This is a genomic window from Paraburkholderia aspalathi, assembly GCF_905220735.1.
In the GTDB taxonomy this organism is placed as follows: Bacteria; Pseudomonadota; Gammaproteobacteria; order Burkholderiales; family Burkholderiaceae; genus Paraburkholderia; species Paraburkholderia aspalathi.
The window spans coordinates 702,331-723,336 of record NZ_CAJNBA010000002.1 but is presented as its reverse complement, the minus strand read 5'-3'; the positions used below and the strand labels follow the sequence as shown (position 1 = coordinate 723,336).

Annotated in this window: 14 protein-coding genes; 10 read left to right on the top strand and 4 right to left on the bottom strand. The window is 62.4% G+C overall.

Annotation, left to right across the window (positions count from 1 at the left end; all coding sequences use genetic code 11):
• Positions 1–132: 132 nt before the first annotated feature.
• Positions 133–345, top strand: coding sequence for a hypothetical protein (locus tag KHO30_RS13970; RefSeq protein ID WP_211701315.1), 213 nt, complete (start codon positions 133–135; stop codon positions 343–345).
• Positions 346–392: 47 nt separating this feature from the next.
• On the opposite strand, the gene KHO30_RS13965 is transcribed toward KHO30_RS13970, so the two are convergent.
• Complete coding sequence (locus KHO30_RS13965; protein WP_211701314.1) at positions 393–1,010, bottom strand: TetR/AcrR family transcriptional regulator; 618 nt, start codon at positions 1,008–1,010, stop codon at positions 393–395.
• Positions 1,011–1,229: 219 nt separating this feature from the next.
• On the opposite strand from KHO30_RS13965, the gene KHO30_RS13960 reads away from it, so the two are divergent.
• Genes KHO30_RS13960 through KHO30_RS13950 form a run of 3 tightly spaced genes read left to right on the top strand, consistent with a single transcriptional unit; the run spans position 1,230 to position 7,088 of the window.
• Positions 1,230–2,423 (top strand): efflux RND transporter periplasmic adaptor subunit, encoded by a 1,194-nt coding sequence (locus KHO30_RS13960; RefSeq protein WP_211701313.1) that lies wholly within the window; start codon positions 1,230–1,232, stop codon positions 2,421–2,423.
• A complete protein-coding gene (locus tag KHO30_RS13955) occupies positions 2,420–5,542 on the top strand; it encodes an efflux RND transporter permease subunit (protein WP_211701312.1) in 3,123 nt (1,040 codons plus the stop codon). Before KHO30_RS13960 ends, KHO30_RS13955 begins: the two co-directional genes overlap by 4 nt.
• A gap of 4 nt (positions 5,543–5,546) precedes the next feature.
• On the top strand, positions 5,547–7,088 hold the full coding sequence (locus KHO30_RS13950) for an efflux transporter outer membrane subunit (protein WP_211701311.1): 1,542 nt from the start codon (positions 5,547–5,549) through the stop codon (positions 7,086–7,088).
• 782 nt (positions 7,089–7,870) lie between these two features.
• Here the strand turns inward: KHO30_RS13950 and KHO30_RS13945 are convergent.
• Both KHO30_RS13945 and KHO30_RS13940 read right to left on the bottom strand, forming a co-directional pair.
• The gene (locus tag KHO30_RS13945; protein ID WP_093645042.1) at positions 7,871–8,749 is read right to left on the bottom strand and encodes a lipid A biosynthesis lauroyl acyltransferase; all 879 of its coding nucleotides are present in this window, start codon (positions 8,747–8,749) and stop codon (positions 7,871–7,873) included.
• A gap of 418 nt (positions 8,750–9,167) precedes the next feature.
• Positions 9,168–11,669 carry a penicillin-binding protein 1A gene (locus tag KHO30_RS13940; protein WP_200621343.1) on the bottom strand — a complete coding sequence of 834 codons (2,502 nt, stop codon included), beginning with the start codon at positions 11,667–11,669 and terminating at the stop codon, positions 9,168–9,170.
• Between the two features lie 443 nt (positions 11,670–12,112).
• Here KHO30_RS13940 and KHO30_RS13935 point away from each other — a divergent pair, with 443 nt between their 5' ends.
• From KHO30_RS13935 to KHO30_RS13925, 3 genes are all read left to right on the top strand, one after another.
• Positions 12,113–12,727, top strand: a complete 615-nt coding sequence (locus KHO30_RS13935; protein ID WP_211701310.1) for a hypothetical protein — start codon at positions 12,113–12,115, stop codon at positions 12,725–12,727.
• A 471-nt stretch (positions 12,728–13,198) separates the two neighbouring features.
• Complete coding sequence (locus KHO30_RS13930) at positions 13,199–13,879, top strand: PspA/IM30 family protein (protein WP_093645018.1); 681 nt, start codon at positions 13,199–13,201, stop codon at positions 13,877–13,879.
• An 85-nt stretch (positions 13,880–13,964) separates the two neighbouring features.
• Complete coding sequence (locus KHO30_RS13925; protein WP_211701309.1) at positions 13,965–15,155, top strand: tetratricopeptide repeat protein; 1,191 nt, start codon at positions 13,965–13,967, stop codon at positions 15,153–15,155.
• A 106-nt stretch (positions 15,156–15,261) separates the two neighbouring features.
• On the opposite strand, the gene KHO30_RS13920 is transcribed toward KHO30_RS13925, so the two are convergent.
• Entirely contained in the window at positions 15,262–15,939 is a 678-nt protein-coding gene (locus KHO30_RS13920; RefSeq protein WP_211701308.1) for a TetR family transcriptional regulator, read from the bottom strand.
• A gap of 146 nt (positions 15,940–16,085) precedes the next feature.
• Between KHO30_RS13920 and KHO30_RS13915 the strand changes: the two genes are divergently transcribed.
• The 3 genes from KHO30_RS13915 to KHO30_RS13905 all read left to right on the top strand — a co-directional run bounded on the left by KHO30_RS13915 (position 16,086) and on the right by KHO30_RS13905 (position 20,585).
• A complete protein-coding gene (locus KHO30_RS13915) occupies positions 16,086–17,576 on the top strand; it encodes a flavin-containing monooxygenase (protein ID WP_211701307.1) in 1,491 nt (496 codons plus the stop codon).
• A 99-nt stretch (positions 17,577–17,675) separates the two neighbouring features.
• Positions 17,676–18,665: an alpha/beta fold hydrolase gene (locus tag KHO30_RS13910; protein WP_211701306.1), complete on the top strand. Its 990-nt coding sequence runs from the start codon at positions 17,676–17,678 to the stop codon at positions 18,663–18,665.
• A 516-nt stretch (positions 18,666–19,181) separates the two neighbouring features.
• Positions 19,182–20,585 (top strand): methyl-accepting chemotaxis protein, encoded by a 1,404-nt coding sequence (locus tag KHO30_RS13905; protein WP_200621347.1) that lies wholly within the window; start codon positions 19,182–19,184, stop codon positions 20,583–20,585.
• Positions 20,586–21,006 lie beyond the last annotated feature (421 nt).

Here is a 21,006-nt window from a genome sequence, read left to right as displayed (position 1 = left end):
CTGACCTGAACATGACAATCCGGTCAGGTTTCTGAGGCGCTCGCGACACTATTGCGAGGCTTATTGCGGATATTAGATAGGTATAAACCCTTAGATGCTGGTAAGATAGCGGCCGAAAGGAAATCAATCGCTATGCCACATCGTTTTCAGCTTCTCGAAAAAATCGCGTTTTCACTGGTTTGCTGGTCCGCCGCGGCCTGTTCGGCCTTCATCGCTTACGAGCGGTGCCCGGAACTCAAGGTTGCCCTGCACGTCGGTGAAGAAGTCCTGCGCTACAGCGGGCAGTATTCGTTCGTCTGCGCCACGCCGGTGGCGGACGCCTGCGCGCAGTTGCCGGCGAGCTGATCCGTCGGCATTCGTCGTATTGCGCGGGTATCACGCCCGCATTCGTATTACGGATCGCGCCCGAACACCACGCGCGCGAAAAATCCCGCTAGCACCGTTTCAGCCATCTCCGACGACACGTTCTGCGGGTCGACCGTGTAGAAGAACTGCACGCCGTCGCACAAGCCCATCAAACCCATCGCCAACGTCTCCGCCGGTAGCGGCAGCGGCGTGCCGACTCGCGTCGAAAACTCGCGGATGTACGCGCTCAACTGTTCAAGCTTCTCGTGCAGGAACGCGTTAAAGCGTGTCCGGAAGCGGCCGTCTCGCACGGCGAGCAGCTTCGCTTCCACCCACAGCAGGAAGCACTTGTTCTCACGATGCAGGTTGCTGTAGTAGCGCAGCACGCGCTCTTCCATCTCCTCGCGCGTGGCCGCGTTTTCGAAGATGGTCTGCAAGCCCGCTTGCATGGCCTCGTGGTCGCGCCGCAGTAACTCGAGAAACAACTCGTTCTTGCTGCGGAAGTTCGAATAGAACGCGCCGCGCGTATATCCCGCCGCCCCGGCGATGTCTTCGACACTCGCCGCGACAAAGCCTTTCTTCATAAAAATTGCTTGCGCAGCATCGAGCAGACGCAGGCGCGTCTGGTCTTTGCTCTGCTCGCGAGTAAGTCGTTGCCGTTTCATGGGCGCAAGTCTAGCACCGAAAAGAATTCCAATTCACATCAACATTCAAATACAGGTGTGTATTAGAATGCGACCAATCATTCGAAGTCAGACGCGTATGCCAATTGCATGTTTCGGCCCTCGTGTCTTCGCTGGCGAGCCGCTGCGGCTTGCCGTGTTCGTTCGCTGTCTCCAGTTGGGGTAATTGTGAAGCGTCCCGGTCCTCCCGCATCGTCTGCGATGCGCCAGCAATCTCATCGGTATGCCCGTTCCGCGCGCTTGCGCCGCGCAGCATTTGCCCTCGCGCTCGCCGGTATGGTCACGCTCGCCGCGTGCTCGAAGAAGGAAGCGGCTGCGCCCGCGCCGCGTCCGGTAGTCGCCGTCGCCGTGCATGCGGACGGCAGCGCGGCAGCCGCGGCATCGTTGCCCGGCGAAGTGCAGGCGCGTTACTCCACTCCGCTGTCGTTTCGCGTCGGCGGCAAGATCATCGAGCGGCGCGTACGCTTAGGCGACGTCGTGAAGAACGGGCAGATCGTCGCCCGGCTCGATCCGGCGGATGCGCAAAAGAACGCCGCCAGCGCGCAGGCTCAACTCGAAGCCGCGCAACACAGTCTCGTGTATGCGAAGCAGCAACTCGATCGCGACCAGGCACAGGCGAAAGAAAACCTGATCGCGCCCGCGCAGCTCGAACAGACCACCAACGCGTACGCCTCAGCCGCCGCGCAGCGCGACCAGGCCGCGCAGCAGGCGGCGCTGTCGAAAGACCAGTTGCAGTACACCACGCTCAGTGCCGATCACGCCGGCGTGATCACCGCCGAACAGGCCGACACCGGCCAGAATGTGTCCGCCGGGCAAGCTGTCTATAACCTCGCATGGAGCGGCGATATCGACGTCGTCTGCGACGTGCCGGAAAGCGCGCTCGCCGCGCTCTCGGTCGGGCAGACCGCGCAGGTCACGCTGGCCGCGCTGCCGGGCCGCAGCTTCAAGGCGCGCGTGCGCGAACTGTCGCCCGCCGCCGATCCGCAAAGCCGCACCTACCGCGCCAAGCTCACGCTCGACAATCCCGGCCCGGACGTACGCCTCGGCATGACCGCTGATATCGCGCTCGCCGCGCCGTCGCCCTCGGACTCATCGGCCAACGCATCGGCCAACGCAGCTGCCAACACCTCGGCGAGCCAGACCGGTTCCTTCACCGTGCCCGCCACCGCCCTGTTCCACGACGGCACGCAGCCGGCCGTGTGGGTCGTGCGTGCCGCAGACAACGCATTGGAACTGCGCCGCGTAACGGTCACGCGCTACAACGAGCGCACGATCGTGATCGGTCAGGGGCTTAAGGAGGGTGAACGCGTCGTACTGCAAGGCGTGCATACCGTGACCGCCGGCGAAAAAGTCCACGTGATCCCGCCGCTGCATCCCGAGGACTTCGCTTCATGAGCACCACGCATGAAGAAGGACGCTTCAACCTGTCCGCATGGGCGCTGCGCCATCAGGCGCTGGTCGTTTTCCTGATCGCGCTCGCTACCGCATTCGGCGTTCTCGCCTATACACGTCTCGCGCAATCCGAAGACCCGCCCTTCACGTTTCGCGTGATGGTGATCCGCACCTTCTGGCCCGGCGCAACCGCGCGTCAGGTGCAGGAACAGGTCACCGACCGTATCGGCCGCAAATTGCAGGAAACGCCTGCCATCGATTTCGTGCGCAGCTACTCGCGCCCCGGCGAATCGCTGATGTTCTTCTCAATGAAAGACTCGGCGCCGGTCAAGGACGTGCCGGAGACCTGGTATCAGGTGCGCAAGAAGGTCGGCGATATCGCGGCGACCTTGCCGCCAGGCATTCAGGGCCCGTTCTTCAACGACGAATTCGGCGACGTCTACACCAACATCTGGACGCTCGAAGGCGACGGCTTTTCCGCCGCACAACTGCACGATTACGCGGACCAGTTGCGCACGGTGCTGCTGCGTGTACCGGGCGTCGGCAAAGTCGATTATTTCGGCGATCCGGACCAGCACATCTATATCGAGATCGCCAACACGCAGCTCACGCGCCTCGGCATCTCGCCGCAGCAACTCGGCCAGGCCATCAATTCGCAGAACAGCGTTTCGCCGGCAGGCACGCTGACCACCACCGACGACCGCGTGTTCGTACGCCCCACCGGCCAGTTCAAGGACGTCAATGCACTCGCCGACACGCTGATCCGCATCAATAACCGCTCGTTCCGTCTCGGCGACATCGCGACCATCAAGCGCGGCTACGACGATCCGGTCGCCACGCAGATGCGCGCCGGCGGCAAGGAAGTGCTCGGCATCGGCGTAACGATGCAGCCGGGCGGCGATGTGATTCGTCTGGGCAAGGCGCTCGATCAGCAGATGGTCACGCTGCGGGCCTCCCTGCCCGCCGGTTTGCACCTGGTCGAAGTGTCGAGCATGCCGAACGCGGTGGCGCATTCGGTCGATGATTTTCTCGAAGCCGTCGCCGAGGCGATTGCGATCGTGCTGGTGGTCAGTCTGCTGTCGCTGGGCGTGCGCACCGGCATGGTGGTCGTAATCTCGATACCTGTCGTGCTCGCCGTCACGGCTCTGTGCATGTATCTGTTCGATATCGGCCTGCACAAGGTGTCGTTGGGCACGCTGGTGCTCGCTTTGGGGCTATTGGTCGACGACGCGATCATCGCCGTCGAGATGATGTCGGTGAAGCTGGAGCAAGGCTGGAGCCGCACGCGCGCTGCTGCCTATGCATACACGAGCACCGCTTTCCCGATGCTGACCGGGACGCTCGTGACCGTCTCCGGCTTCCTGCCGATTGCTCTCGCCAAGTCGAGCACCGGCGAATACACGCGCTCGATTTTCGAAGTGTCGGCGATCGCGCTGATTGCGTCGTGGCTGGCCGCCGTTGTGCTGATTCCGTTGCTCGGCTATCACATGCTGCCTGAGCGCAAACGGCAGGCACACGAAGCGGAAGATCACGAACACGATATCTACGACACGCGGTTTTACAAGCGTCTGCGTGGCTGGATCGGCTGGTGCATCGAGCGGCGCTTCGTCGTGCTGGCGATCACCGTCGTGCTGTTCATTCTGGCCATGGCAGGCTTCACGCTGGTGCCGCAGCAGTTCTTCCCGAGCTCCGACCGTCCCGAGTTGCTGGTGGATGTGCGTTTGCCCGAAGGCGCGTCGTTCGAAGCGACGTTACGGCAAGCGGAGCGGCTGGAGAAAGTCCTCGTGGGCCGTCCGGAAATCGATCATACGGTGAACTTCGTCGGCACCGGTGCGCCGCGTTTCTATCTGCCGCTCGATCAGCAATTGCCGCAGCCGAATTTCGCGCAGTTCGTGATCACGGCGAAATCCGTGAAAGATCGCGAGAAGCTTGCGCAATGGCTCGAACCGGAATTGCGCAACAACTTTCCGGCGATCCGCACACGTCTGTCGCGCCTCGAGAATGGGCCGCCGGTCGGCTACCCTGTGCAGTTCCGCGTGAGCGGCGACGATATCGCTACCGTGCGCTCGATCGCGGAGCGCGTCGCCGCGACCATGCGCGCCGACGGCGGCACCCGCAACGTCCAGTTCGACTGGGACGAGCCCGCCGAGCGCTCGGTGCGCTTTGAAGTCGATCAGAAGAAGGCACGCGAACTCGGCGTGACCTCCGAAGACATCTCGAGCTTCCTCGCGATGACGCTGTCCGGCTATACCGTCACGCAGTATCGCGAGCGCGACAAGCTGATCAGCGTCGATCTGCGCGCCCCCAAAGCGGAGCGCGTCGACCCCGCGAAGCTCGTCACGCTGGCTATGCCGACGCCGAACGGCCCGGTGCCGCTCGGCACGCTCGGTCATTTGCGCAATGACCTCGAATACGGTGTGATCTGGGAACGCGACCGGCAACCTACCATCACCGTGCAGTCCGATGTCGCGCCCGGCGCGCAAGGGATCGATGTCACGCATGCCGTCGACAAAGCCCTCGGCCAGATTCGCAGCACGCTGCCGGTCGGCTACCGGATCGAGATCGGCGGCTCGGTCGAGGAAAGCGGCAAGGGGCAGACGTCGATCAACGCCCAGATGCCGATCATGATCATCGCCGTACTGGTGCTCCTGATGGTCCAGTTGCAGAGTTTCGCGCGCGTGCTGATGGTGGTGCTGACCGCGCCGCTCGGCCTGATCGGCGTGGTGTTGACGCTGCTGTTGTTCGGCCAGCCGTTCGGCTTCGTCGCGATGCTGGGGGTGATCGCCATGTTCGGCATCATCATGCGCAACTCGGTGATTCTGGTCGATCAGATTGAGCAGGACATTGCTGCGGGGCATAAGCGCTTCGACGCGATCGTCGGCGCGACGGTGCGACGCTTCCGGCCAATCACACTGACCGCGGCCGCTGCCGTCCTCGCGTTGATTCCGCTGTTGCGCTCCAACTTCTTCGGCCCGATGGCAACCGCACTGATGGGCGGCATTACAAGCGCGACCATCCTCACGCTGTTCTATCTGCCGGCCCTGTACGCGATGTCGTTCAGAGTACGCAACGACGAGCGCGAGCCGCCGGCGCCGTCCGCCACGACGCATTCGGGGAACTGAGATCATGGCTATCCTTGCATTCCGTCGACATCTTCGTCTCACACTTCTCGCCGGCGCCACGCTGACGCTGGCCGCCTGCTCGTTCGGCCCGAACGGCGAGCCGCCTGCCATGCCGCAACCGGCTCACTACGGCGCCGAAGCGCAACCGACGCAAACCGTGCCGGCACAAGGCGTCACCCAGCAATTCGTGGTCGGCGCGAAGCCCGTGCCCGAATGGTGGAAGCTGTATCAATCGGAGGCGCTGAACGCGCTGGTCGACGAAGGCTTGCGCAACAGCCCGACGCTCGCCGCGACGGACAAGAGCCTCGCTGCCGCGCGCGAGCAACTGCGCGCGCAGATCGGCAGCTCGATGCTGCCGACCATCGACCTGGGCGGCCAGGCCACTCGCAACCGAGCGCTGGCGATCCCCGAAGCCGGACCGAACACGTTCCTGTACAACATCTTCGTTGGCCAGTTACAGGCGCACTACACGTTCGACCTGTTCGGCGCCGCGCGTCTCGCCGACGCCGCCCTCGCCGCCCGCGTGAACGTGCAGGCCTATCAGTTCGACGCCGCACGCCGCGCGCTAGCCGCCAACATCGTAACGGCGGCAATCACGAGCGCCGCATTGCGCGCGCAGATCGACACAACCGAGCGCCTCGTGACGCTTGCCAACGATCAGGCCCGCGACACGCAGCGGCGCTACGCCCTGGGCGCGGTCTCACACGCCGACCAGTTGAGCGCACAACAAAGTGCCGCGAGTCTGTCAGCAAGTTTGCCGAGCTTGAAGCAGCAATGGCTGACGACGCGTCATGCCTTGGCCGTCCTACTCGGCCGCACACCGGACGCCGCGCCGGACGACCTCGAGCTTGCGCAACTACACGTGCCTGAACAGGTGCCCGTCGTAGTGCCCTCCGAGCTGCTGCGCACCCGCCCCGACATCCAGGCTGCGGACGCCGCCCTGAAGGCCGCGGCGGCCGACGTCGGCGTGGCGACGGCGCAGATGTTCCCGAGTCTCTCGCTGAGTGCATCGATGGGACAAGGCGGCTTTAGCTGGCCGGTGGCGCTATCCGGCGCGGGGGCGATATGGAGCATTGGCGCGTCTTTGTCACAACCGCTGTTCCATGGCGGCGCCTTGTTCGCACAGCGCCGCGCGGCCGTCGACACGTACGACGCCACGGTTTCGCAATATAAGCAGACCGTACTGACCGCATTCCAGAACGTCGCCGACACGCTCGCTGCACTCCAGCACGACGCACAAGCTCTCGACGCCGCGAACATTGCAGCGCGCTCGGCGCAAGGAATTTTCGACGAAACATCGGGACGCTACCGACTGGGGGCGTTGCCGATCGCATCGACGCGCTCGAGCGAGCAACAGTTCCGCAACGCGCAGCTCGACGAGATCCGCTACACCAGCGCACGGCTAACGGACACGGCGGCCCTGTTCCAGGCGATGGGGAATCCGCCATTGGAGGCGAGACAGTCTACGTCTGCGTCTGCATCTACGGCCACGGCGGCCTCGGCGATGCCGGAGGTTTCCACGGCCAACGTAGGCGCATCGAACTAAACCTGGGATTCCGTAGTTATGGCTGCGGACTTATCCCCAGTTTATGTTGAAGAGGCTGTTGAAAACTATCTGACAAGCGGGCTAACGCGTTGAACGCGCTGTGATTTTTGGTCACGGTGCGGAATGAACCAGGCGATGCTGAACGTGCCTCTTGACTTTGGTTAAAGCCGTTGGGATGCCTCACCATGCCAAAACGTTATCCCCAGTTTATGTTGACAGGGCTGTTGATAACTACGGGGCTACGCGCTTAAGTGCTTGATGCAGATCGGTTTGTTGCGTGGGGTGCAGGCTGATGCAGAGGATAATCGACTACGCGCCACGCGCTGGCGTCCGTTTTCGGAAAGAGACCTTATCCACAGATTTTGTTGAAAGACATGTTGATAACACCAGGACATCCGGCGTAAGTGCTTGAGCACGCAACGAAATCAGACGTAGATCTTTAGGGTGCCGGCCCATACAGCGGGAGCGGTTTTAGGAATTACTCTTCGGCGCGCGCAGCGCCGCCGGAAGTATGACGCCCTTGTCACAAGCTTATGCACGGGCACGAACACAGATTCCAGATGCACCACTACCCTGTGTGGGCTGCGGGCCCCGCTTAGCAGGGGCTTCTAGCCGCTTTCTTTGCTTATCTTTCTTTGCGGCGGCAAAGAAAGTAAGTGCCGCCCCGCACAGGGGCAACGCTAATAGACCACTAACAAAACAAGGAAAGGCACCAAACCCGGATCAAGGAAAAGCCAAAGCCCCAAGAACACGGCCAATGCCGCCGCCAAAGGCAAAAAAAATCAATAAACCCCAGCCTCCCCAGCAGGCCGATGCTTAAACCTCTTATGCACCCAATAATACTGATCAGGAATCCGACGCACCTGCGTCTCAAGAAACTCCGTGATCCTCCGAGCATCAACAGCAACATCCTCCGAAGGAAAATCCTTTAACGCTTCGAAGATAGTCAACTTATAGCCCCGATAATCGGGCAAAACCTCAGTCACAAACGGCACAACCCGAGCATTCCCAGCCTTAGCCATCCGCGAAACGGAAGTAAGCGTACAAGCAGGCACACCAAAAAACGGCACAAACACCGAATCCCGCAACCCAAAATCCATATCAGCAGCCAGCATGACAGGCTTGCCATCCCGCAGAACCCGCAAAGCGCGCCGCACGCTATCGCTACGCGGAATCATCTCCGTACCAAAACGCCCACGCTGCCGCTTGGCCATCGCATCAAGCAACAAATTCGACATCGGCGTGTACAAAGACGCAACGGGATGTCGCGTCGAATACATCATGCACCCCGCCTCGATACCGACAAAATGGAAGCCGACAAAAATCGTCGGCTGCCCCTCCATATCGGTCAGATCGATCGCGCTCTCCACTTCGACCAGGCGCGCCAACGCCTGCGCATTGCCGAACCATTGGGGACCGCGCTCGACATAACTACGGATCACATGACAGAAATGCGCACGCGCGAGACGCTCGCGTGCGTCGTCGCTCATGTCGGGAAAGCACAGCTTCAGATTGGTATGCACGACGCGCCGGCGCGCGCTGGGAATCCGGTACAGCAACGCACCGATGCCGGTGCCGATGCGCGCGACAACGCCGTATGGCAGGAAAGCAAACGCGCGCAGCAGACCTGTCATCAGACAGATGAGTATTCGACTTTTCACGAGGCAACGACCCGGTGGATGCTGTATGACAAACACGCCGGCCGCGGCAACCTGACAGTTGCCCACAGACGAAGTGGCATGCGCGCGCGTCAAACGGGTCTTGCGCGGCGGGACTTTCGAAGACGTGCGCCTCGCTCGCGGCGAGATGCAGCAGTGGTGGAGGCCGAAACCGCTTAGGAATCGAGCGTCCGTATAGGACCCAATAAAAAAGCACCGCAGGCGTGATTAAAACACACTGCAGAAGGCGGGCACAAAATCTGCTCGGCGAGGCCCGCGTAGCGCGATAGAAATCCGCGTCAGCGCGTGGTTTCCCCCGCCCTTTCAAAAACTTACGCGTGCGGCCACAGGCTAGCCGCACACACTCGCTACGCCCCTAAGCGAACCCCGAAGGAGGTCCCCTTTGGAGCGCTGGCAGACATCAAGGCTTGTTCGTCTCGAACAAATCCATGATCTGCTTCTTCTCATTCGACGAGACGTTCGGCGGCGGCACCGCCGGTGGCGTCATACCCGCCGGCCCTACGCCGCCCACCGCGTCGCTCACACCGGCGGTCGGATTCGCCGAATCCAGACCGATGCTGGCCACGAAACCATTGCCCGGTGTCATATCCGTATAGAACAGTTCGCCGTCGACCGCGGTCACGCCGTCCGGCTGCGCCGGCTCGCTTTGCGGCACGCCACGCAGCGCGCGCTGCATGTACTCGACCCAGATCGGCAACGCGAGCTGCGCACCGAACTCGCGGCTGCCAAGACTCTTCGGCTGGTCGTAACCCATCCACGCCACCGCCACCAGCGATTGCTGATAACCGGCGAACCAGCCGTCCTTGGCGTCGTTGGTCGTACCCGTCTTGCCCTGCAGGTCCGAACGATGCAGCGCGTTAGTGCCCGCCCCCGTGCCGGCCGTGGCCACCGAATGCAGCAGGCTGTTCATGATGTATGCGTTACGCGGCTCGAGCGTGCGCGGCGCATCCTGCCCTGCGGTCAACGGCTGCGCCTTCGAAAGCGGCACGCCGCGCGCGTCCGTCACCTCGTTGATCAGATACGGATTGATGCGGTAGCCACCGTTCGCGAACACCGAGTAAGCGCCCGCCGATTGCAGCGGTGTGACGAGGCCGGCGCCGAGCGCCATCGGCAGATACGGCGGGGTCTTGTCGGCGTCGAAACCAAAACGCTGCGTGACAAAATCTTGTGCGTACTTGGTGCCGATGAACGACAGGATACGGATCGACACCAGGTTCTTCGATTTCTGCAGCGCGAGGCGCATTGGCATCGGACCGTCCGGCTGGTCGTCGTCCTTCGGTTCCCACGCGTCACCGCCCGGCGTGCTCGGCGGGAAGTACAGCGGCGCGTCGTTAATGATCGTAGCCGGTCCGAGACCCTTGTCGAGCGCGGCCGAATAGATGAACGGCTTGAAGCTCGAACCCGGCTGACGCCACGCCTGCGTGACGTGGTTGAACTTGTTCTTGTTGAAGTCGAAGCCGCCCACCAGCGCACGAATCGCACCGTCCTGCGGCGTGAGCGAGACCAGCGCGCCTTCCACTTGCGGAAGCTGCGTGATCTGCCAGTTGCCCTTGTCGTCGGCAACGAGGCGCACGATCGAACCCGGCTTGATCTTCGTGGCGGCCGCCGCGCGCGCGGAGAGCGCACCGGCTGCAAAGCGCAGGCCGTCGCCGCTGATCGTCACTTCGGTGCCGTCGACCAGTTGCGCCTTCACCTGCTTCGGATTCGCGTCCGTCACCACGGCGGCGATGATTTCGCCATTGTCGGGGTGATCGGTGAGCGCGTCGTCGATGGTCTGATCGCGGTCGTCGCCCGGTGCGGGCAGTTGCACGAAGCCTTCCGGTCCGCGGTAGCCGTGGCGCCGCTCGTAATCCATCACGCCCTTGCGCACCGCGCGATAGGCGGCGTCCTGGTCGGCGGAATCGATCGTGGTGGTGACGTTCAGGCCGCGCGTATAGGTTTCGTCCTTGTACTGCGCGTACATCATCTGACGAACCATTTCGGCGATGTACTCAGCGTGCACGCTGTATTCGTTGCCCGGATTCTTGGTGTGAATCTCTTCCTTGACGGCCTGGTCGTACTGATCCTGACTGATGTATTTCAGCTCGAGCATGCGCTTCAGAATGTATTCCTGACGGATCTTCGCGCGCTTCGGATTGACCACCGGGTTATACGCGGAAGGCGCCTTCGGCAAGCCGGCCAGCATCGCGGCTTCAGCCAGCGTGATGTCTTTCAGATCCTTGCCGAAGTACACGCGCGCGGCCGCGGCAAAACCGTACGAGCGCTCGCCCAGATAAATCTGGTTCATGTAGACCTCGAGGATCTGATCCTTGGTCAGCGCGCGCTCGATCTTGTACGCCAGCATCATTTCGTAAATCTTGCGCGTGTAGGTCTTCTCGCTCGAGAGGAAGAAGTTGCGCGCCACCTGCATGGTGATCGTGCTCGCACCCTGCGAGGCGCCGCCGTGCGTGATGTCGGAAATGCCCGCGCGCAGAATGCCCACGAAGTCGACGCCGCCGTGCTCGTAGAAACGATAGTCTTCGATCGCGAGCACCGCTTTCTTCATCTGGTCCGGAATATCCTGGAAGCGCACGATGCTGCGCCGCTCTTCGCCGAACTCGCCGATCAGCACGTGATCCGCGGTGTACACGCGCAGCGGCACTTTCGGGCGATAGTCGGTCAGCGCGTCGAGCGACGGCAGTTGTGGCCCCATCACCACGAGCGCGTAACCGACGATCAGCGCACCCACCACGGCGATGGTTGCCAGCAGACTGACAAACCAGATGGTGATGCTCGCGCCAATCGAACGGCGGCCAGGCTCGGCGTCGCGCGAAGCAGCGTTGCGTCCTGGGGTGCGGTGGTAGGCGTCCCGGTCTTCACCAGCCGGAGAATTTGAAGAATGCGGTCGTTTGATGATTGGCATGACTGGAATAGTGGGCGTGCAACTGAACGCGTGAGGCGCAAAACACCGCGCGGCCCTATGCCCCCGGGCGACCGCACGGCACGCCTGTGACAGCGTCCGGCGCAACGTAACAGCGCATTTTAAAGAAATCAAGCGCCGTCCAAGACAGTTTTTTTGTAAGAATTCCCTTCGTGCTTCGTTATACAGGTAGATCACGGCAGTCGCGCAAGTGCTCCGCGCCGCCTGCCAGGGTTATCAACAGAAAATGTTGAAAGGCCTGTGGACAAGCCCGCCGCAAACGCTACAAGCCGTTGATGTCACGCGATTTTCATGTCGCGCCCGTTCCGCATCGGTGCAACTCGTCATATGATGGACTCGGCGCGGGAGTCGTAACCGATACGCGCGACGGCGTACGCCAGATTCACGCCTTGATTCGCCAATGCCAACAAGTATGCGAGCCGACCATGAACAAGCCCAGCGAACGCATCGTCGTATTCGTCACGACCGCGCAGAAACGCGCGATCGCCGCCACCGCCGAAAATCTGGGCATTAGCGTCAGCGAACTGATGCGCCGCGCGGTGCTGAGCTTCGGCGCGACCAGCGAACAGGTGAAAGCGGCCAGCATCGTCGATCGGCTGCGTGCGCCGCGCGCACCGGACGCGCTCGACGCCGCGTTGCAGCGGGTCGCGCGCGGCACGCGCAACGCACGGGCGGCGCTCCCCGAGGTCTTGCAGACTCACGGTGACAACGAATCCGCTGCGCCGGCGGAAAGCGCGGCCGCATCGAACGCGGATGATTTGTTGGGCACAGCCGCCGGCGCGGGCCCGGCGCCGTTGCTGCCGGCCGGCGTACTGGCCGCCCTCACCGCCACCGCCGAGGAACTGGAAGCGGCTGCGGCAGCCGAAGCCGTGGCGCGCGTCGCCGCTGCCGAAGCGGCGTCCATTGCCGGTTCGGCGCAGAAACCCAACGACGTGGATACGCCTTTGCGCAACGTGCTTAAACGCCCGCGCCTCGACGCGAAGCGCGACGAAGACGATCCGCAAAGCGATCCGAGCACGGAAGGCGGCCGCTTCGCCTGAATCGGAAGTGTCACGGTCAAGCGCCCTAACCCAACGCGCATCGAAGCGCAGTTGAAGCGGTGTTGAAACGCAAGCACGCCGTCCACACACGACGCTGTTCACATCCGCGACACCCGCCGCGCGGACACTCGCCATGCCGATGCGCGCCGCGCAGATGCCCGTCGAACGGGTGCTCGCAGCGCACAAAGTTAGCGATTATGTCATCGCGCCCTTTAAGGCGGTTTTAAGAGAATGCGTGGTGTAATATCCGCGAACGGCTGAATAAGCCAACCCACGTTTTAACCACTGAGGCCGTTGGCCATTTGTTTTCAAAACGTAAATTTGTGGCGCCGCTATTGCAATTGGCGAGTGTGCCCCGAACTCCGGTCCGAACGTTGCGCAGCTTCTCGCGCAGCGGCGTAAAGTAGCATTTGAAAGCAGTTAAAGCGCGTGGGAATTATTCAGCGCCGATTTCATTCTTTGGAGGTTTTCATGTCGCTTTTTGACAGCATTTCGCGCACGCTTAAAGGTCTCCTGAACGACGCAGCCGATTCCGTGCAGGACCCGTCGCGCGATTCGCGCCAGATCGTGCGCGAACTCGACGAGAGCATCGCTAAAGCCGAGAACTCGCTGATCGAGATTCAGGCACAGGTCGCCACGCAGCAAAGCAAGCGCGATGTCGCCGCCGATAAGGCGAAGAAGTACGAAGACGGCGCGAAGCGCGCGCTGCAATCGGGCGACGAAACGCTCGCACGCGAAGCCCTGGGCGCGCAAGCCACGGCCGAAGCTGAACGCGATGCGCTGGCCAAGGAATTGACCACACTGGAGCCGTCGGTTGCCCAGTTGAAGAGTCAGATCGACGACATGCGTGGCCGTCGTAACGACCTGAACGCGCGCTCGAACATTCTGCAAGCCAAGCAACAGATCGCTCAGGCCAAAGATGTTGCCGCTACTGCGTTGGGCGGTATCGGCGGCAAGAATCTGTCCGAGGATTTCCAGAAGCTGGAAGACAAGGTTGCGTTGTCGAACGCCCGTTCCGACGCGCGCCTGAATTCGGCCGACGTAAAGACCGGCAAGGCGCTCGACGACAAGCTCGCGGACCTGAACCGCGGCCCGTCCGTCGAAGATCGTCTCGAAGCATTGAAGAAGCAGATCAACACGCCGGCTCAGTAATTGCGTCAGCAGTGCATACCGGCGGCCGTTACGAGCGCCGCCGGAATCGACTGAAGGAGACGGGTGCATCGCACCCGGTCCGTAAATGAAAAAATTTCTCGCAAGCGCATTCGCCTCACTGCTGTTCGTGTCGGCTGCGGCGTTCGCCGTGCCGACGGTCCAGCAGATCGAATCCGCCATGTCGCAAGGCAACTGGCAGCAGGCCGATGCCGGTTTGAGCGAAGTGCTGCAGGCGCATCCGAACAATGCCCGCGCGCGCTACCTGTACGGCCAGGTGCTTGATCGCGAAGGCCGTTACGGCGACGCCCTCGCCCAGATCCAACAGGCCAAGACGCTCGATCCGCAAATCCGCTTCACCGACCCGACCCGTTTCGCGCAAACCGAAGCGCGTATCCGCAAGGACGCGGAACGTGCCGGCGGCGCCGGCGGCAACACCACGAGCCGCGCGGCCAACCCGTTCGTGCAGCAGAATTCGCCGGCCGTGCAACAGCAATCGGCGATGGTGCAACAAGCGCCGCAACGGCATGGTCCCGGCATCGGCATGTGGCTCGGCATCATTCTCCTGATCGGCGTGATCGCGCTGGTGTTGCGCTGGACCTTGCGCCGCGCCCGCACGCAAGACGATTCGCGCGCCGACGACGATCGTCGCGTGCAGCTCAAGCGCGCAACCGAAATGCTCAACGCCGTGCGCTCGTTGAAGCTCGACGTGAAGCTCTCCACCGTGCAAGGTCATGAGGCGCTGGAGAAGGAAGTCGAATCGACCGAAGACCAGTTGCGCGGTCTCGTCGAAACGCTGTCGAACAGCAAGAATCCGGTGCCGCCGTATCAGCTCGACGAACTGGAGCAGCGTATCGGCAGCCTGCGCGCTCGCGCCGAGGGGCGCCCCGATCCGTATGCCGCACCGGCCGCCGGCACGCATCAGTCGCCGTATGCGCAGGAAGCCGAGCGTTTCGGCAACCCGCCGCAGCCATACCCGCAGCAAGGACCGTATCAGCAGCAGCCGCAGGTCATCGTGCAACAAGGTGGCGGCGGTTTCGGCGGCGGCATGGGCGGTCTGCTGACCGGCGTGCTGCTTGGCGAGGCGCTGAATTCCGGGCGTGAACGCGTTGTGGAGCGCGACGTGATTGTCGATGACGAAACGCGTCGCCGCGGCGGTGACGGTGGCAATGGCGGCGGTCTCGACTTCGGCCAGGGTTCGAACGACTGGAACGACAACAACGGCGGTGGTGTCGACATGGGCAGCAACGACGATTCCGGCGGCTGGAGCGATACTTGAGAAACACCGCGCTGCGTGAGATGCAGTCAGTCGAACGCCAAGCGATCAAGCTGCAATGAAAACAGGCTCCGTACGGAGCCTGTTTTTTCATGTCGATTCCCTTAATTCATGCGGGCGCCCTAACCGGCTCATGCTGCGCCAGCAGCATCGACCCTGCGAACAGCCGGACGATGAAACGCTCCGCATACGCGACCAGCGCGTCCCGGCGGGCGGCATCCCCGTCGATGTACTCCGCCGAAAGATGAAACAGCTGCAGCACGATCTGCGTGCAGACTTCGTCGACAGTTGCGCGGGCAAGCGTCGGCATCAGTTCCAGTTGCACGACGTCGTCCGCCATTTCCGCCGACACCTCGTGGAGGTTTGCCCGCACCGCTTCACGCAGCGCCCGCGACGTGCCGTGATACTCGGCCAGCGCGCTCAGAAATGCCTCGCGATTCTCCAATGCAAACGCGAAGAACGCCATGCACGCGCGACGCGGCACGCTCTGCGGTTCATCGTGCGCCGCCAGCCAACGCTCGCGCCGCAGCATCGGCCGCAAGCGGCGGCTCACCGATTCAACCGCCTCGCGCGCCAGGTCGTCGAGCGTGTCGAAATGACGATAGAACGTGTTGGGATTCAACCCTGCCTCGCGCGCCAGTTCGCGCAGACCCAAGCTTGCAAAGCTGCGCCCGCCCGCGGTCAGACGCAACGCGGCCTCGATCAGTTTGCGCTTGCCGGGCGGAAGGTCCTGCCCTGCAACGGCGCCATGGTCGGCGGCGAGCGCCGCTTCGGGTGAGAGTTTCATGAGCTTTAAGTCGGGGCGCGGCTCGCGCGTTTAATAGTCGTACTCTAAACGATCTTGACGCGAAGTGTACAGTTGTCTACCCTGCGCGTTATACGTCTGTAGACATATGTAGACATCCGAATTTTGCCCACCTCCGGAGACCCGCCGTGACGCCTGCTTCAGTTGCCCAACCCGCCACGCCACGCATCGCTATTGTCGGCAGCGGGTTTGCGGGCATCGGCATGGCGATCCGCCTTCAGCAGATGGGCATCACGTCATTCACGATTTACGAGGCGGCCGGCGATGTTGGCGGCACGTGGCGCGACAACACCTATCCGGGCGCGGCCTGCGATGTGCCGTCGCATCTGTATTCGTTTTCGTTCGAGCCGAATCCGGCGTGGTCGCGTGCGTTCGGCAGCCAGGCGGAGATCTTCGCCTACCTCAAACATTGCGCGCGCAAATACGGTGTCGATCGTTACGTGCGTTGCAATGCGCGCGTGGCCTCGGCGCGCTTCGACGAAGCGCGGCAGACATGGCGAGTCGAGATCGATTCGAACGGTACGCGCGAAAGCATCGAGGTCGACGTCGTGATCGCCGCGAGCGGTCCCCTATCGCGGCCGGCTATGCCGCAGATCGCCGGGCTCGAGCGCTTTGAAGGCAAGCTGTTTCATTCCGCGCGCTGGGACCACGACTATCCGCTCGAAGGCAAGCGCGTGGCCGTGATCGGCACCGGCGCCAGCGCGATCCAGTTCGTGCCGCAGATCCAGCCACGTGTCGCGCAACTCGAACTGTTCCAGCGCACCGCACCGTGGATCATGCCCAAGCCCAACAAGCCGGTCGGCCCGCGCACGCATTGGCTGTTCCGCCATCTGCCGTTCACGCAGCGCTTTGTGCGCAACGCGATCTACTGGCAGCTCGAATCGCGCGCGATTGCGTTCGTCGTCAATCCGAAACTGATGAAGCTGCCGATGAAGTTCGGCTTGAGCTACCTGGAACGGCGCGTCAAGGACCCGGCGCTGCGCGCGAAGCTGACGCCGAACTACCGGCTTGGCTGCAAACGCGTGCTGCTGTCGAGCGATTACTATCCCGCGCTCAGCCAGCCCAACGTCGACGTGGTGACGACCGGCATCCGCGAAATCGTCGCCGATGGCATCGTCACTGAAGACGGCGCGCATCACCAGGCCGACGCGATCATCTGCGGCACGGGCTTCCAGGTCAACGACGTGGGCGCACCGTTCGAGGTGACCGGTCTCGAGGGCGCCGACCTCGGCGCGATGTGGCTGCGCGATGGACCGGAGGCCTACCTCGGCACCAGCATCGCCAACTTCCCGAACTTCTTCATGATCGTCGGCCCGAACACCGGGCTCGGCCACAACTCGATGATCTACATGATCGAGTCGCAAGTGCAGTACATCGCTGATTGCCTGCGCGTATTGCGCCGACGCAAGGCACGCACGATGACGCTGCTGCCCGACGTGCAGCGCGATTTCAATGCGCGTCTGCAGAAGGAGATGCAGCACTCCGTGTGGGTCAGCGGCTGCCATAGCTGGTATCAGACGAAAAGCGGCAAGGTCACCGCGCTGTGGCCGGGCTTCACATTCAGCTTTCGCAAACGCACGCGGCGCGTGCGGCCGCAGGATTATCGCTTCGCGCGTTGATGTGCGTTGATACGGCTTGATGCGGCATGCGCAGCTGACGGGCCGCTCACGATGGCGAGGCGGAGGCATTCGAATTCAAACTAAAGGGAGACAACCACCATGGCAAGCATCGAATCCGCAACGCCCGCACCCACCGCACCGCTGCGCCCGCGCTCGCTCGCTGCGCGCCTCGGCATCACCAGCGTACCGCGCACCGAATTGCAACGACGCTACACGCAAAGCGGCTCCAAGTTCGTCAAGATCATGGGTGCCGACGTGCACTATGTCGACGAAGGCAGCGGCGACACGATCGTGATGATTCACGGCTTCGCGTCTTCGTTGCACACGTGGAATCGCGTCGCCGACGAACTCAAGCACGAGCATCGCGTGATCCGTCTCGATCTGCCGCCGTTCGGCGTAACCGGACCGCTACGCACGAACGCCGGCGAAATCGAAACGATGAACCTGCCGACCTACCGGCGATTTATCGACACGTTCATGCAGGCACTTGGCATCTCGCGCGCGACGCTGATCGGCAACTCGCTCGGCGGCCTGATTTCGTGGGATTACGCAGTGCGCCATCGCGATGCCGTCGAAAAGCTCGTCCTGATCGACTCGGCCGGTTTCCCGATGAAGCTGCCGATTTACATCGGCCTCTTCAATAGCGCGCTGGTGCGGGTCAGTTCGCCGTGGTGGCTGCCGGAAGTCATTATCAAAAGCGCGGTGCGCAACGTGTACGGCGATCCGCACAAGATCGACGCGGTGACGCTGCGGCGATACGTCGAGTTCTTCCACGGCGAAGGCACGCGCACGGCGATCGGCAAGATGGTGCCGACGCTCGACTTCAAGGACGTCGATACCGACGTGCTGAAGACGCTGAAGGTGCCGTCGCTGGTACTGTGGGGGGCAAAGGATCGCTGGATTCCGCCTGCGCACGCGACCGAATTTTCAAGCCGCATTCCAGGCGCGAAATCGGTGATGTACCCGGGACTCGGCCACATTCCGATGGAAGAAGCCCCTGAGCGCGTAATGACCGATCTGCGCGCGTTTCTCGGCACGAGCGGCGCTACTGCTCCAGCAGTTGAAGGCGTGCGCAGCGCGCCGGTCTGACCCTTCCTGCCCGCACGATGCGGCGGTCGTATCGCCGCATCGTCTGGCGCTCCCGCCGATTCACGCATTCACCGATCCGCAGCCAGCGCGCATCGCCGCGCTGTTGACGCATCGCCGAAACCCGACGTTGCGCTCTCAACCACCTCCGAGCAGCCGCAACAGTCCCCAAAGAAACTTGCAGAGCATCACGATTAGCTCCCACAGGTGGTAAAGCTGCTGCCAGCCTGAGACGCGTGCGAAGGAGTCGATCATGGTCCGCTGGTGAGTGGAAGGGCTGTGAGAAATGGCAGGCACAGCCACTTGCGGGGCCAGGCCTCGGTCAGGCCGGGCGTCGCCCGCGTGCTGCGCACCGGGCCGTGCCAGCGCCCTGCCGGAGCCCACATCATAACGACCGCGGGATACCCCGTATCAAGTTGTTTGAAAGTTTGCCGTCAATACCTCGGGAAGACGCGGCATCCGGGCTGGATGAGCGCGCGAATCGACTCAGCAAACCGCGCCATCAAGGAGAACACGACCATGACGCGCTTCAGCTTCCGCCGGGCTGCCCATTCGCAGACCGTGGTCGGCGACATTGCCGCCCATGCCGGCAAACTGGGCATAGAAATCTGCGACGTATCGGGCCACGTTGAAGAAGTGGCTGCGCGCGTGCAGCGCCAGGCACAGGTATGCCGCGCGCTGCGCGAATCTGCTGCCGTCACGCTGGCGGGCAACCACCGCATCGCCGCCGCTGCGCGCGAAATGCGCAACGTGTCGGCCGAAGCCGCAACGGGCGTACAAGCGTCGCAACAGACGCTCGAGGCGTCGCTCGCCGATATCCACGGGCTGGTGGAGGGCGTAACGGTGATCGAGAGCCAGATTGGCGCGCTGCGCAGCGCATTGGCCCATGTGAGCCGCGTCTCCGAGGAGATTTCGCTGATCGCCCGCCAGACGCATTTGCTGGCGCTGAATGCCGCAATTGAGGCCGCGCGCGCCGGCGACTCCGGCAAGAGTTTCGCGGTCGTGGCCGCTGAGGTGAAGAACCTCTCGGCGAAGACCGCACAGGCGACCGGCCAGATCGAGACGACGCTCGCGCAACTCACCCAGCAGACCGAGCAGTTGATCAGCGAGGGCTCGGTGAACACGGCGCGCGCCCATCGAGTCCGCGAAGGCACTCGCAAGATCGGCGACGTCGTACATGCGACGGGCGATGCGATTACGCAGCTCAACGACGAGGCTGGACAGATCGCCACGTTGACCGGCGAGATTGAAACGCAATGCAACGGACTCGAAGCGCAGGTTCTGGAGATGGCGAGCGGCGTCGAAGATTCGAGCGAGAACTTCGTCCAGGCGAAGGACCGGCTGGGGAATCTGCTCAGCGTGTCCGAGACGTTGATCGAGTTGACCGCGGCCACGGGGGTCGAGACGACTGATACGCGGTTTATCGAAGCCGTGCAGCGGGCTGCAGCCGAGGTGAGCAAGGTATTCGAAGCGGCTGTCGCGCGGGGCGAAGTGTCGATTGAGGATCTGTTCGATCAGCACTACGTGCCTGTTGCCGGGAGCAATCCGGCTCAGTTCATTACGCGGTTTACTGCTTTTACCGATCGGGTTTTGCCGGCTATTCAGGAGCCGCTACTCGGGTTGGATCCACGCGTGGCGTTTTGTGCTGCTGTCGATGTGCGTGGGTATCTGCCTACGCATAATCTGAAGTTTTCCTTGCCGCAGCGTGAGGATGTGGTCTGGAATATGGCGAATTGCCGGAATCGGCGGATGTTCGATGATCGGACTGGGATTGCGGCTGCTTCGCATGTTAAGAAATTTTTGCTGCAAACGTATCGGCGCGATATGGGCGGTGGGCAGTTTGTTTTGATGAAAGATGCGTCGGCGCCCGTGTTTGTGGGCGGGCGGCATTGGGGTGGGGTTCGGGTTGGCTACAAGGTTTGATTTTTTTGCCTGCGCGGCGCTTTTGTCAGTGTTCCTGGGGCTTTGGCCTTTCCTTGATTTGTTAGTGGTCTATTAGCGTTGCCCCTGTGCGGGGCGGCACTTACTTTCTTTGCCGCCGCAAAGAAAGATAAGCAAAGAAAGCGGCTAGAAGCCCCTGCTAAGCGGGCACCGTGGTCTGCTGCGGGTAGTGGTGCGACTGGAATCCGTGTTCTCTCACATTCAGCGTTAGTGACAAAGGAGTCATCAGCTCCCACTCCGCACTGCGTGCGTCGCGGACGGGTCTGCAGGGGAAACCACGGGCTTTGGTTGAGGTCCGTGAATGCCAAAACGCAGCGGGTGGTTTTATGAACTGCTCTTCGGCGCGCGCAGCGCCGCCGGAAGTATGACGCCCTTGTCACAAGCCTAAGCAGCGGCACGAGCA

What these genes read in the sequence shown, in the direction of transcription:
- KHO30_RS13970 (WP_211701315.1), top strand. Translation starts at nt 133, where the DNA reads ATGCCACATCGTTTTCAGCTTCTCGAAAAAATCGCGTTTTCACTGGTT.
- KHO30_RS13965 (WP_211701314.1), bottom strand. Translation starts at nt 1,010, where the DNA reads ATGAAACGGCAACGACTTACTCGCGAGCAGAGCAAAGACCAGACGCGC.
- KHO30_RS13960 (WP_211701313.1), top strand. Translation starts at nt 1,230, where the DNA reads ATGCGCCAGCAATCTCATCGGTATGCCCGTTCCGCGCGCTTGCGCCGC.
- KHO30_RS13955 (WP_211701312.1), top strand. Translation starts at nt 2,420, where the DNA reads ATGAGCACCACGCATGAAGAAGGACGCTTCAACCTGTCCGCATGGGCG.
- KHO30_RS13950 (WP_211701311.1), top strand. Translation starts at nt 5,547, where the DNA reads ATGGCTATCCTTGCATTCCGTCGACATCTTCGTCTCACACTTCTCGCC.
- KHO30_RS13940 (WP_200621343.1), bottom strand. Translation starts at nt 11,669, where the DNA reads ATGCCAATCATCAAACGACCGCATTCTTCAAATTCTCCGGCTGGTGAA.
- KHO30_RS13935 (WP_211701310.1), top strand. Translation starts at nt 12,113, where the DNA reads ATGAACAAGCCCAGCGAACGCATCGTCGTATTCGTCACGACCGCGCAG.
- KHO30_RS13930 (WP_093645018.1), top strand. Translation starts at nt 13,199, where the DNA reads ATGTCGCTTTTTGACAGCATTTCGCGCACGCTTAAAGGTCTCCTGAAC.
- KHO30_RS13925 (WP_211701309.1), top strand. Translation starts at nt 13,965, where the DNA reads ATGAAAAAATTTCTCGCAAGCGCATTCGCCTCACTGCTGTTCGTGTCG.
- KHO30_RS13920 (WP_211701308.1), bottom strand. Translation starts at nt 15,939, where the DNA reads ATGAAACTCTCACCCGAAGCGGCGCTCGCCGCCGACCATGGCGCCGTT.
- KHO30_RS13910 (WP_211701306.1), top strand. Translation starts at nt 17,676, where the DNA reads ATGGCAAGCATCGAATCCGCAACGCCCGCACCCACCGCACCGCTGCGC.
- KHO30_RS13905 (WP_200621347.1), top strand. Translation starts at nt 19,182, where the DNA reads ATGACGCGCTTCAGCTTCCGCCGGGCTGCCCATTCGCAGACCGTGGTC.